This window comes from Sulfitobacter sp. HI0129, assembly GCF_001635395.1.
GTDB lineage: Bacteria > Pseudomonadota > Alphaproteobacteria > Rhodobacterales > Rhodobacteraceae > Sulfitobacter.
On the sequence record NZ_LWGH01000288.1, the window covers coordinates 1 to 11,938 of the forward strand.

Annotated in this window: 16 protein-coding genes and 1 pseudogene; 5 read left to right on the plus strand and 12 right to left on the minus strand. The window is 63.3% G+C overall.

Annotation, left to right across the window (positions count from 1 at the left end):
• From A3764_RS06265 to A3764_RS06275, 3 genes and pseudogenes are all read left to right on the plus strand, one after another.
• Positions 1-341, plus strand: a pseudogene (locus A3764_RS06265) (2-dehydro-3-deoxy-6-phosphogalactonate aldolase); the annotation flags it as partial.
• On the plus strand, positions 338-1,195 hold the full coding sequence (locus A3764_RS06270) for an SMP-30/gluconolactonase/LRE family protein (RefSeq protein ID WP_067925496.1): 858 nt from the start codon (positions 338-340) through the stop codon (positions 1,193-1,195). The pseudogene A3764_RS06265 and the gene A3764_RS06270, both read left to right, overlap by 4 nt.
• A 46-nt stretch (positions 1,196-1,241) precedes the next feature.
• Complete coding sequence (locus A3764_RS06275; RefSeq protein ID WP_067925498.1) at positions 1,242-3,158, plus strand: beta-galactosidase; 1,917 nt, start codon at positions 1,242-1,244, stop codon at positions 3,156-3,158.
• A 245-nt stretch (positions 3,159-3,403) separates the two neighbouring features.
• Here A3764_RS06275 and A3764_RS06280 read toward each other — a convergent pair whose 3' ends face one another.
• From A3764_RS06280 to A3764_RS06330, 11 genes are all read right to left on the minus strand, one after another.
• Positions 3,404-4,129 (minus strand): cytochrome c biogenesis CcdA family protein, encoded by a 726-nt coding sequence (locus A3764_RS06280; RefSeq protein WP_067925501.1) that lies wholly within the window; start codon positions 4,127-4,129, stop codon positions 3,404-3,406.
• Positions 4,122-4,610, minus strand: a complete 489-nt coding sequence (locus tag A3764_RS06285; RefSeq protein ID WP_067925504.1) for a hypothetical protein — start codon at positions 4,608-4,610, stop codon at positions 4,122-4,124. Before A3764_RS06285 ends, A3764_RS06280 begins: the two co-directional genes overlap by 8 nt.
• Positions 4,607-5,221, minus strand: a complete 615-nt coding sequence (locus A3764_RS06290; RefSeq protein ID WP_067925507.1) for an SCO family protein — start codon at positions 5,219-5,221, stop codon at positions 4,607-4,609. Before A3764_RS06290 ends, A3764_RS06285 begins: the two co-directional genes overlap by 4 nt.
• Positions 5,221-5,865 carry an SCO family protein gene (locus tag A3764_RS06295; RefSeq protein ID WP_067925510.1) on the minus strand — a complete coding sequence of 215 codons (645 nt, stop codon included), beginning with the start codon at positions 5,863-5,865 and terminating at the stop codon, positions 5,221-5,223. Before A3764_RS06295 ends, A3764_RS06290 begins: the two co-directional genes overlap by 1 nt.
• Positions 5,866-5,920: 55 nt before the next feature.
• Positions 5,921-6,211 (minus strand): hypothetical protein, encoded by a 291-nt coding sequence (locus A3764_RS06300; RefSeq protein ID WP_067925513.1) that lies wholly within the window; start codon positions 6,209-6,211, stop codon positions 5,921-5,923.
• A 23-nt stretch (positions 6,212-6,234) separates the two neighbouring features.
• Positions 6,235-6,510, minus strand: coding sequence for a hypothetical protein (locus tag A3764_RS06305; RefSeq protein WP_067925516.1), 276 nt, complete (start codon positions 6,508-6,510; stop codon positions 6,235-6,237).
• Positions 6,507-7,085 (minus strand): DsbE family thiol:disulfide interchange protein, encoded by a 579-nt coding sequence (locus A3764_RS06310; RefSeq protein WP_201722146.1) that lies wholly within the window; start codon positions 7,083-7,085, stop codon positions 6,507-6,509. The genes A3764_RS06305 and A3764_RS06310 overlap by 4 nt, the downstream gene beginning before the upstream one ends.
• The gene (locus A3764_RS06315) at positions 7,082-7,570 is read right to left on the minus strand and encodes a c-type cytochrome (RefSeq protein ID WP_067951331.1); all 489 of its coding nucleotides are present in this window, start codon (positions 7,568-7,570) and stop codon (positions 7,082-7,084) included. The genes A3764_RS06310 and A3764_RS06315 overlap by 4 nt, the downstream gene beginning before the upstream one ends.
• Complete coding sequence (locus A3764_RS26230) at positions 7,567-7,689, minus strand: hypothetical protein (protein ID WP_269085014.1); 123 nt, start codon at positions 7,687-7,689, stop codon at positions 7,567-7,569. Before A3764_RS26230 ends, A3764_RS06315 begins: the two co-directional genes overlap by 4 nt.
• Before the next feature lie 22 nt (positions 7,690-7,711).
• Entirely contained in the window at positions 7,712-8,203 is a 492-nt protein-coding gene (locus A3764_RS06320; RefSeq protein WP_067925522.1) for a DUF411 domain-containing protein, read from the minus strand.
• Between the two features lie 1,036 nt (positions 8,204-9,239).
• Positions 9,240-9,578, minus strand: coding sequence for a hypothetical protein (locus tag A3764_RS06330; RefSeq protein ID WP_067925591.1), 339 nt, complete (start codon positions 9,576-9,578; stop codon positions 9,240-9,242).
• Between the two features lie 240 nt (positions 9,579-9,818).
• Here A3764_RS06330 and A3764_RS06335 point away from each other — a divergent pair, with 240 nt between their 5' ends.
• Both A3764_RS06335 and A3764_RS06340 read left to right on the plus strand, forming a co-directional pair.
• Positions 9,819-10,811 carry a hypothetical protein gene (locus A3764_RS06335; RefSeq protein WP_067925525.1) on the plus strand — a complete coding sequence of 331 codons (993 nt, stop codon included), beginning with the start codon at positions 9,819-9,821 and terminating at the stop codon, positions 10,809-10,811.
• Positions 10,812-10,814: 3 nt separating this feature from the next.
• Complete coding sequence (locus A3764_RS06340; RefSeq protein ID WP_067925528.1) at positions 10,815-11,474, plus strand: Fe2+-dependent dioxygenase; 660 nt, start codon at positions 10,815-10,817, stop codon at positions 11,472-11,474.
• 99 nt (positions 11,475-11,573) lie between these two features.
• Here A3764_RS06340 and A3764_RS06345 read toward each other — a convergent pair.
• Positions 11,574-11,938: MerR family DNA-binding protein (locus A3764_RS06345; RefSeq protein ID WP_067951335.1), on the minus strand; the 365-nt coding region annotated here is incomplete at its 5' end.

Genomic DNA, 11,938 nt, shown 5'->3' on the forward strand with positions numbered 1-11,938 from the left:
TCGAACGGACGAAGACGCTCGGCCTTGCCTCCTATCCCGGGGTGGCCAGTCCGACGGAATGTTTCACCGCCCTGCGGCATGGGGCGGACGGGTTGAAGTTTTTCCCGGCCTTCCTGACCGGCCCGAAGGGGATCGCGGCCATTCGCGCGGTTCTTCCCCCGCAGACGGCGACATATGCCGTTGGTGGCGTTGGCCCCGCGGATTTCGCGGAATGGTTTGCGGCGGGCATCACCGGCTTCGGCATTGGAACGGGGCTCTATACCCCCGGGCGGTCGGCCGAGGACGTCGCCCGGAGGGCTGCGGCCATTGTGGCCGCTTATGACGCGGCGCGCGAAACATGAGCGTCACGGTCCACGATCCGCGCGCCTGTCGGCTGGGGGAGGGCCCGCTTTGGCACCCTGAGCGGCGGCAGCTTTTCTGGTTCGATATTCTGGGCAAGCGCCTGTTGAGCCGTGAAGGTACTGATCAGCGGGAATGGCAGTTCGACGAACATGTCTCAGCCGCCGGCTGGGTGGACGAGGACCGGTTGCTTATCGCGTCGGAAATTGCGCTGTTCCTCTTCGATCTGGAGACGGGGACGCGCCGAGATCTCGTTTCGCTGGAGGCCGACAACCCGGTGACGCGTTCCAACGATGGGCGGGCCGATCCCTGGGGCGGTTTCTGGATCGGGACCATGGGGCGGAATGCCGAAGAAAAATCGGGCGCGATCTATCGCTATTATCGCGGCGAACTGCGCTGCCTCTTCGACGGTATTACAATTTCGAACGCCATCTGCTTCAGCCCCGACCGGGCGACCGCATATTTCACCGATACGCGCAGCAGGCAGATCATGCGCCAGCCTCTCGGAAAGGACGGCTGGCCGGAAGGGGAACCCGCGGTCTTCGTCGATCTGACGGGCGAGGGGCTCAACCCCGACGGTGCGGTCGTCGATGCCGAAGGGTGTTTGTGGAATGCCCAGTGGGGCGCTGCACGGGTGGCGCGGTATGGCCCCGACGGGCGCTTTTTGTCCGCGATCCCCTTCCCGGTGCGCCAGATGACCTGCCCGGCCTTCGGGGGGGACGGGTTGCGCAGGCTTTTTGCCACGTCGGCCACGCAGGGGCTTTCGGAAAAGGCGACCGCCGACGGCCAGACCTTCGCAACCGAGGTAGATGTGGCCGGGCAGGCGGAACACCGCGTTCTGGTCGACGAGGCATGAAACACAGCATGGGTATCGCAGTTCTTCCCAATCAGGTAGCGCCTTCATGAAGCGAACGCTCGGCACGTGCTATTATCCCGAACACTGGCCCCGCAAGATCTGGGAGGAGGACGCCCGCCGGATGGCTGAAACCGGCCTTACCTGGGTACGGATCGGTGAATTCGCCTGGTCCCGGCTGGAACCGAAACCGGGGGAGTATGACTTTGGCTGGCTCGACGATGCCATAGAGGTTCTGGGGGTGGCGGGGCTGAAGGTCGTGCTGGGCACGCCTACTGCTACGCCGCCGCGCTGGATGCTCGACCGGCATCCCGACATGCGGGCGGTGGACGCGTCAGGCAACCTCCGGCGCTTTGGTTCCCGGCGGCACTATTGCTTCAGCCACGAAGGCTACCGCGAGGCCTGCGCGCAGATCGTGACCCGTCTGGCTGATCGCTATGGTCGCAACCCGCATGTTGCCGCATGGCAGACAGACAACGAATACGGCTGCCACGACACTGTGCTGTCCTATAGCGAAAATGCCCGACAGGCTTTCCGTCACTGGTTGCGCGCACGCTATCCCGGCGGGGGCAACGATGGTGATATCGCCGCGCTGAACCGGGCGTGGGGGAATGTTTTCTGGTCGATGGAATACGGCGGCTTCGACGAAATCGATCTGCCGAACCTGACGGTGACGGAGCCGAACCCCTCACATGTGCTCGACTTTCGCCGGTTCAGTTCGGATCAGGTGGTGCGTTTCAACCGTTTGCAGGCAGAGATCATCCGACAGCGGTCGCGGGCGCCCATCGCACATAACTACATGGGCCGCGTCACGGATTTCGATCACTATGCCGTTGGCGATGACCTCGATATCGCGAGCTGGGACAGCTATCCCCTCGGGTTTCTTGAAGACCGTATCGACGCGCTTGCCGACTACAAACGGCGCTATGCCCGGCAAGGCGACCCTGACTTTCAGGCCTTTCACCACGATCTTTACCGGCGCGTGGGCCGGGGCCGCTGGTGGGTGATGGAACAGCAACCCGGCCCGGTGAACTGGGCGCCCTACAACCCGGATCCGCTGCCCGGGATGGTCCGGCTCTGGTCGTGGGAGGCGTTCGCCCACGGGGCGGAAGCGGTCTGCTATTTCCGCTGGCGGCAGGCACCCATGGCGCAGGAGCAGATGCACGCGGGCCTTCTGCGGCCCGACAGCGCCCCGGCCCCCGGCCTTGCCGAAGCAGCGCAGGTGGCACGTGAAATCGCGGAGGCGCCGGAAGTGGGGCAGGCCCCGGCGGATGTCGCCCTGCTGTTCGACTACGACGCAGACTGGGCATGGACGACCCAACCCCATGGCGCCGGTCTCACTTACTTCGATCTCGTTCTCGGCACCTACCGTGTCTTTCGGCAGCTTGGTCTGAACATCGACATCCTGCGCCCCGGGGACGATCTGTCGCCTTATCGGCTGGTCGCGGCGCCCGGCATGATGACGATGAGCGATGCGCAGAAGAACGCGCTCGCAGGGTTCGGCGGTCTTGCGCTGGTCGGGCCGCGCAGCGCGGCGCGCACCGCGGACATGCGTATCCCGACACCGCTGCCGCCCGATTTGCCGGGGTTGGACGCCACCGTCACACGCGTGGAAAGCCTCCGCCCGGACATGCCCATTGCGCTGGAAGGGGGCGGCGCGGTGCAGCACTACCGTGAGGTCCTTGAGAGCGCGCTGCCGCCCTTGCTGAAAAGCGTTGATGGGACAACGGTCGCCGTGCGGTCAGGATCGCTGATCTACCTCGCCGCCTGGCTGGATGGGGAAGCGCTGACGGGTTTGCTCCGCAGCCTTTGCGCTGAAGCGAATATCGATACTCTCGACCTCCCCGAGGGCCTGCGCCGCCGCAGCACGGGGGAGGAGGTGTTCTGGTTCAACTACACCAACGAAGTGCGTGAGGTAAGCGATCTGAAATTGGGCCCGCTGGAGGTCAAACGATTGCTGCGGTGAGGCGGCCATCGACCTTTGGTCATTCCAGATAAGAACCTTCCAGCGCCGGAGTCCTGTTTTGCCTGTACTCTATCGTCATACTGACGATGCAAAAGCGAAAGGACCTGAAAGATGATGGACGGTGGAATGATGTTCGGGATGGGTTTGCGGCCTTGGTGAAATATCTCAGGAGGTAATGCCCCCACGGCCAATGATAATAGGGCCAAATGGATCCGGGCTTGCTGACTGCGAGCGGCTTCCGTTCCCTATCCGATCGTGCCCAGAACGGGAAATGTTTCGAGCAGCCAGTAGGAAAACACGCTCAGCTGGCCGGTCATCATGGCGAGGCCCATGACAACCATAACCCCTCCCGCAACCTTGTGGAGGCCGCGCCCCATGCCGCGGACCGAACGGAGCTTGGCGCCTGCCTGCTGGATGAAGGCCGCGACAAGAATGAACGGTACGCCGAGTCCGGCCGAATAGACTGTCAGCAGCATCACGCCGTCGGAGACGCTGGCCTGCATGGCGCTCGCGGTCAGGATCGCGCCAAGAATAGGGCCGATGCAGGGGGTCCAGCCGAAGCCGAAAGCGAGGCCAAGGATATAGGAGGCCATCGGCCGCCCGCCGGGAATATCGAGATCGAAGCGCAGATCGCGCTCCAGTGCCCGGATACGGGTGGCACCGAGAATGAAGAGCCCGAACAGCGCCACGATCGCCCCGCCGAGAATGTTCAACTCGTACCGCCATTGCATAAGCGCCTGCCCGAGCGCTGTGGCGGAAGCGCCAAGGGCAATGAAGATGGTCGAAAATCCCAGCACGAAGCAAAAGCTCAGCCAGATCATCGTGGTCCGGCTGGGTGCGGCACCATTTCCCGTTCGCCCGGCGATGTAGGAGACATAGCCGGGCACCAGTGGAAGTACGCAGGGGGACAGGAAGGATACCGTGCCCGCCAAGAGCGCGGCCAGAAGCCCGAGGGTCTGGATATCAGGCATAGCGCAACCCCCTGAAGGGAATTCGACGGGTCGCGCCGAGGTAGGCAACCGTGGGTATGACCACCCATTGCAGGAACGGCGTGAGACCTGCGTCGATGATCGGGATCACGGGCATGATGTCGCGATAAGCCCAAGCTTCCCGGACGATGATGTTCAGCCACTCACTGAAGATCGTATAGCCGACGCCCATCACGAGAGCCGCCAGAAGGACGGGTCCGGCCCGGCGGCCCGGCCATTCACCGTCACCGAAGAAGAACAGGGATAGCAGCAAGGTGCTGAAGGTGATCATCAGGTCGCCGCCCGTGCAGTGCAGGATGGCAAAGGCAATCTCTTCGGTGCTTCCTTCCGTCCAGATCGTGTAAAGCTGGATATGGGCAAGTTCCCAGAGAAAATGACCGATGAGCGAGAACAGGAAATAACGCCGCATCGCCCCGAGCCAGTCCGGACCCGGGTGGCTGGGTGCAATTGCCAGGGCGGTCATTCGAACCATCCCTTTAGCTTGGTCAGAAATCCCTCGGGCTTCGGATGGGGATGGGCGTTGGTCAGCCCGTTGATGTGCATCAGCAGGTTCAGCGGTTTGAAGTCGGTTCCGTGAAAGATAGCGACATGCTGGCCCTGCCGGTCGAACAGGTGAAGCATCGGTCCGTCGTCCGGCCGGATGGATGCCGCGGCAAGCTGGTTCTGGAGGGGCGCAAGGTCGTCTTTAGGGTGCGCTATTGCCCAATTCTCTGCTTCGGGGCTGTCAATTCCTTTGGGCGTTTCGCTAACCGTCAGGAAGCTCACCATATCACGCATGGGGCTCGCATTCAGGGCGGTCACTGTCTCCTGCAGCTTGGCCTGCTGCGCATCGCAGCTTTCCCCGCAGGTTGCCGGACGCAGGGCCAGTACCAGAATACGACCGGCAAAGGTTTTGAGGCCAATGGCCTCACCATCCTCGGAAACCAGATTGAGTTCGGGACCGGGGCGGGAGACTGCCTCGAAGCCCGCCTCCTTTTCCGCTGTCACCGCATTCAGCCGCTCGCCGGGATGATCGGCAAGGGCGCCGGTGCCCAGCGACAGCACCGTTACGGACAATAGAAGTATATGCCGCATCAGCTCTGCACTGCCTTGTCCAAACGTTTTTCGATCTCGGCGGCAAGGGCTTCGGGCAGTTGGTCCTGCTGCTGGTAGATGGCTTCGAACTGTCCGTCGGGGGTCATCAGGTAGATATAACCGGCATGCGCCATGGTGTAGCCGTCGGGGGCGTGATCATGGGGCATTGGTTCATGATAGACCTTGAAGCTCTGCGCGGCAGCGGCCGTCTGGGCCGGAGTGCCCGACAACCCGATCAGGGCTGGATGAAAGTTCGCGACATATTCCGCCATGACCTCGGGCGTGTCCCGCGCGGGGTCGACGGTAATGAAAATCGGTGCGACCCGATCCGCGTCGGGCCCCAGCAGGTCCAGCATGCTGCCCATGTAGGCCAATGTGGTCGGGCAGATGTCAGGGCAGTTGGTGAAGCCGAAAAACACAAGCTGCCAGCGGGCTGCATAATCCGCTTCCGTCACCGCGCGCCCGGTATGATCGACAAGCTCGAAGTCGGAGCGGACATCGGCCTCGCCCGTATAGGCGACCTTGGGTGGTTCATTGTCGCGGAAGGCGAGAGCCGCCAATGCAGCGAGGGCAACAAGGGCCGCGGCGCCCCATAAAACGAAACGTAGCCGCTTGTGAAAATGATCTGGAGATGTCGTAGGCATTTCTTATGTCTTTCCGGAAAGGGTGCGCCCGGGCCGAAGCCCGGGCGGACTTTTGTCAGCCTTTGTCAGCAGGCTTGTGATGGTCTTCCATATTGGTGTGCATTGTTTCCATCATCTTCATGCATTCCTGCATGTGCTTCATCATCATCGGCATCATGCCTTCCATGCCTTCCATTCCGGCCATGCCCTGCATGCCTTCCATTCCGGCCATGTCACCGTTCTTGTGGCCATGATCCTGCATCGTCTCCTCGGATTCTGCAGGTGCGGTTTGCTGCGCCTGTGCGAGGGGGGCGAAGGCGAGCAAGGACACTGCAAGCGTTGCGCCGAAATTGGTGAAATTTGTCATCATCTTTTCCTTTCAGGGTTGGTTCAGTCAGTGGAAAGGTCCGGCTTGTCCGCCGAAACCTCTTTGGTCGCGCAGGCGGAAGACCCCCCGCGCATGCAAAGCCCCAGAGCGCACATCGCGGCGCAGGGGGCCAAGCTCAGTATCAGCGGGGCGGCGCCCACGGCGGTAAGCCAGCCCCAGTTCAGGACCATGCCGCTGACGATCAGGACAAGCGCCGCCACCATCCAGCCGCGTCGGCCCAGAGCAGGAAACCGGCGGGTCGGGATTGCGGCGGTACGGGTTGGGGTCGGGGTGCTCATGATACGCTCTCCTTCTGAAGGCCGCGAACGACCGGCATGATCTCTTCCTCAAGCGCGCGGCGGTCGAAGGGGCCCACATGCTTGTAGGCGACCTGGCCCGCAGCATTGATGACAAAGGTCTCCGGCAGCCCGTAGACGCCCCAGTCCATCGATACGCGCCCGGAACGATCTGCGCCGATCTTGGTGTAGGGGTCGCCCGTTTCTTCGAGGAAACGCAGGGCGGCAACAGGCTGATCCTTGTAGTTGATCCCGTAGATCGCGACTTCGTTTCGGTTGGCCAGTTCGACAAGCAGCGGCATTTCGACCCGGCAGGGCACGCACCACGAGGCCCAGACATTGACGATGGACACGTCGCCCGAAAGGTCTGCCGACGACAGACCGGTTTCCCGGCCTTCGATGGGCGGCAGATCGAATTCGGGCACCGGTTTCCCGGCAAGGGCCGATGGCAGTTCGTCCCCCGAATTCATCAGCCCCCAATAGAACGCACCCGCCAGACCGGCAAAGATGGCGACCGGCAGGAAAGCGAGGACCCGGCGCCGTCTCGGGGTTTGCACCGCATCTTCTGCGGCGCTCACGCCTTGTCCTCCGCGTTCGCTGTGACCTCGGCCNGGAACGCGCGTTCACGTTCGGACCAGCTGGTTTTGATATAGGCCAGCACCGCCGCGATCTCTTCATCGCTCAACACCTCCCCAAAGGCAGGCATGTCGCTTTCGTAGCCCGGTACGACAGCGCCGACCCCGAGCTTCGTGATCGTGAACAATGCCTGATCGGTGTGGTGCCAGGTATGGCCGCTGTTGTCGTGGGGCGGCGCGGGCATACGCCCGTCTTCCGTCCGCCGACGCCAGTCCGGCTGCCCTTCAAGCTCCGCCCCATGACAGGACGCGCAGCTTGTTTCGTAAATTTCGGCGCCCGTATCGACCATGGTTTGGGTGACCGGCTCCCCCAGGATGGTGAGGCCCGCGAGATCAGGCGCGGCGCCTTTCCCCGCATCCTGCGCGAATACGGCAAGTGCCGCCGCCCCGAAGAGGCCTGATGCCCCAATTACGTAACCTGCCTTCATGTCGCGCTCCTGAGGTATTTGATCAGTGCCATGAAGCTCAGCGTCAGGAGTGTCAGGATCAGCAGCAGGACCAGCCCGCCGCCCAGCATCATCGCGCCCATCATGGGCCCGTTCATCATCGACATCATTTCCTCCATACACTCACTCATCGGAGAAGACGGTGATCTCGTCACCGTTGAACGCATAGGTCTTGAGCGTGCCGCTCTTGCCGCCCATGCCCGGGGCGTTCATCGGCATGCCGGGCAGGGTGATGCCGGTGATTTCGGGTCGTTCGGTCGTCAGGCGCTCCACGATCTCTGCGGGAACGAGGCCGCTGACATAGTAGCCATCCACTTCGGCAAGATGGCAGCCAAGCCCCTGCGCCGGGACGCCGACTTCGATGGACCGCTTGTCAAAGTCGCGATCGTCGATCCGGGTCACTTCATAGCCGTGCTTTTCCATGTAATCGGCGTAGGAATCGCAGCAGCCGCAGTTCGGATCGCGCCAGATCGTCATTTGCTTGTCCGAAGAAACAGAAGCCTCCGTCGCTGCCTTCGCGGCGGTATCGGTGTCGGCAATGGAGAGGGTCGCAAAGCCAGCGGCGGAAACCGTGGCAAGCGCGATGGCGGAGAGGATTGTGGTTTTGGGGGTCATGTCAGCTTTCCTTGATGGGATCGAAAGAAGTCCAGGTGGTGCCGCCGTCTTTGGAAACGCGCAGTTCCCCGGAGTGGGCGGCGATCAGGTGCAGGGCGTCCGCGGGATTGACCGTGAGCGCGGAGAGTGGCTCCGAATGGGCCTGTGCCCAGTTCACGCCCGCGTCGGAGGACCGCCACAGACCCGTGNGCAGCGCGGCATAAAGCGTCTCGGGCGTCTCGGGTGCGAGGGCGAGGATTTGCACAGGGGCGTCCGCCGGCAAGGATGCCGCCTCCTCCGGTTCCTTGCCCGCGACAAGCGCATCCAGCGCGTCGCCGGCCACGACGTCCTGCCAGCGGCAGAAGCAGTCGGGCACGCGGGTCAGCCCCGCCGTGGTGCCCGCATAGAGCCAGATGCCGCCCATGCCCGTTTCATGTGCCACGGAAACGAGGCTCAGCACGTCATGTTCCGCGCCCTCCAGATAGGGCCGGTCCATCACAAGTTCCCAGTTCGCGCCGTCGTCTTCGCTGCGCCACAGCCCATCACCTTCCAGCGCGGCGTAGAGCGTTTCCGGTGCTCGCGCGCCGATGGTCAACGAAAGGACCGCGGCGCCCGGCAATCCGGCGGCGGCAGACGTCCAGCTTTGGCCGCCGTCGGTACTGCGCTGGATGTGGCCTTCGCGGGAGCCGGTGAAGATCACGCCGGGGCGGCCCGGATGAGTTGCAAGGGCGCTGGGGCTTTCTTCGTTCAGACGGCGCCAGCCCGCGCCGTCATGCCGGTGCAGGCCCTTCGCCGTGGCGGCGAGAAGGGCGGAGCCTTCGAAGGCAAGAACGGTCGGAGTTCCGAATGCCGGGCCTGTCTGGGCCAGAGCATACCGGGGAGTGACGATGGCGGTGCCAATCGCGGCCAGCCCGGTATACAGGAACCGGCGGCGCGAAAGCACACCTGTGGTAGTGGTTGTCATGAAATTGTCCTGAGATGGAAGGTCGGGTCGGGGCTGTCCTGCGCGCAGGACGGCCATGGCGGGACCGGGCCGTCACCTACAGGGTGCGGCCGGTCAGCTCAGGATGCTGGTTCGTGGAGGAGCGGGATCGAAACCCGGTCGGCGCGCCTCTATCAGTGCGTCAACCAGTTGCACATGCCCCACCGAAGGCCGTTCGGGCAGGGGCGGGAGCATTGTCTGGGCAAACAGAAGCGGCGCAGTGCAATCCAGATCGCAGACCACGGCCTCTTCGTCCTCTGCACCGCAGGCAGGACAGATATCGTCCTGCTGCTCTTGAAATGCGGAAGCTGCCATGTCGATCGACATGCGCGCGCTGACCACTTCATGGGCCATCACCCCGCCAAGAAGGGCGAGCGAAAGGCAGATCGCAAAGAGACGGGCCAGTGAACGCATGGCTTCCATTTAGGAGCAGAGCTGTCGCTTGTCTACTATCGGGCCATCGGAACTGCTCACTAAATCGTCAAGCTATTGCCGATTGGCGCTCTTGAGGCGGAACTCCGCCGGGGCCGCGTCGCGCCCGCGTCAAGCCGGACGCGCAAGCAGATGTTACCGGGCCGCTCAGCTTGGCTATTGCATCCGGACTGAGAGTATGCTGATTCCTGAGTGTTTTTGTAGGTTAAAGGAGCCACGCAAATGTCGAGTGAGAAAAAACCGCGTACGGTGAGTGTACGGCGCATGCTGTCGCTGACGGCAACCACGGCCGCCGTGGGTCTGACGGCAACCTCTGGTGTCGCAGGGAGCGATCTGTGGCAGCAACAGGCACCGTCCTTTGCCCCCGCGCCCGTGAATGCGGCGGCATCCGTCGAAGGTGAAGGCGAGGGGACTACCGGCCAGATCAAGAAGGAAGGTGAGGGCAGCACCCACGCTGAGGGCGAGGGCGAAGGCAGCGCCGCCGCCGAGGGTGAAGGGAACGCCCACGCTGAGGGCGAAGGTGAAGGCAGCACCCAGGCCGAAGGTGAGGGCGAAGGTGCTGCCAGGGGCGAAGGCGAAGGGGCCGGTTCCGGCGACTCGGATCACGCCCTGCAACGCGACCTGAGCTTCATGGAAGGGCACCTCCACGCCGGAATGACGCTTTATGAGGCGGGCGACCTTGCTGCGGCCAAGACTCACATGGGCCACCCGATCGAGGAAAAATATGGTGCCGTTGCCGAACCGCTCGCCGAACGCGGTTTCGAACGGCTGCGCGACCAGATCAAGGCGGTAGCGTCCGCGACGGAAGCCGAAGCGCCAGTTGCCGAAGTCGCCGAGGCGTTCGAAGTCGTGCGCGCGACGATGGAGGAAGTCCGTGAAGGCATTTCGGTCAAGGATCAGGTGCTGGGTCTTGCCGAGCTGGTGCGCGTTGCCGGTGCCGAATACGCCGTCGCGGTCGAGGGCGGCACGGTCACCAACCTGCATGAGTATCAGGACAGCTGGGGCTTCCTGCGGGTCGTCGAAGCAGAACTTCGCGGCATCGCTGAATCCGGCGACGAGGGTGCGCGGCATGTGGCGGAAGAAGCGCTTGAATATCTCGAACAGACCGATGCGGCCTTCGGCGATATTCAGGGTGAGGGCGAAATGACGCTCGACCCGAGCCTGCTTTACGGAGCCGCCGCACAGATCGAACTCGAAGCGCTGGAGCTCGACTGATCCATGATCATTGTCATAGCCAATGTGCTTGACAGTCAAGAGGTGGCGGCCCTGAGGGCCGCCACCGAGAGGCTGGAATTCGTCGATGGCAAGACGACCGCCGGGCGCTACGCCAAGGACGTCAAACAGAACCTTCAGGCGAAACCTTCGAAGGCGCTCGAAGCCCAGTTCGAAAAGGTCCGCACCGCCCTGCGCGACAATGAGGTCTTTCGCGCCGCCGCCCGGCCCAGCAAGTTCGCGCGCATGCTGCTGTCACGCTATCGGTCGGGCATGGAATACGGGCTGCATGTCGACGATCCCTACATGAACGGCAACCGGACAGACCTGTCCTTCACGCTGCCCCTTTCGGACCCCGAAGACTATGACGGCGGCGGTCTCGTGATCGATGACGGGATAGAGGAGCGTGTGATCCGGCTGGCGGCGGGCGATGCCGTGCTCTACTCCACCAGCGCCCTGCACCGGGTGGAGCCTGTGACCCGGGGCGAGCGCATGGCCTTCGTGGGCTGGGTGACCAGCCGCGTGCGCGATCCCGCGCGGCGCGAAGTGCTCTATGATCTCGATGTCGCGGCGAGCGAGATCTTCGCCACGCAGGGCAAGACGCCCGCCTTCGACCGGCTCTTCAAGGCCAAGAGCAATCTTTATCGGATGTGGGGCGACGATTGAGGGGAGGGGCCGCGCTGGGCCGCGTGTGATGCATTGCGGGGTGGTGCGGTCTTCATAGCGGGCCCGGGCAGGGGTGTCGCCTAACATTCAACAGCGAGGCTATTTGGCCGTGATCTCCCCCGCCATTGGGTCCCTGTGCCCCTCACTGAGAACCTCAAGCAGCGGACAGTCGGGCGTGTCCGACCCGGTGCAGCGTGCGATGGTTCCGGCAAGAACGGTCTCGATCTGTTGGAGATCGCGGATCTTGGCGCGGACTACATCGAGATGATGGCGCCCTCTTCGTTCCACTTCGGCACAGGTGTGGCTGCCGCGGTCGACCATAGATAGCAGCCCGCGGATTTCTTCCATGGTAAAGCCGAGATCGCGGGCGCGCATCACGAAGTTCAACCGCTCCACATGCGCCGGACCGTATCGCCGGTGGCCGGACGCTGTGCGCGGCGGGTCCGGCATCAGGCCGACGCTTT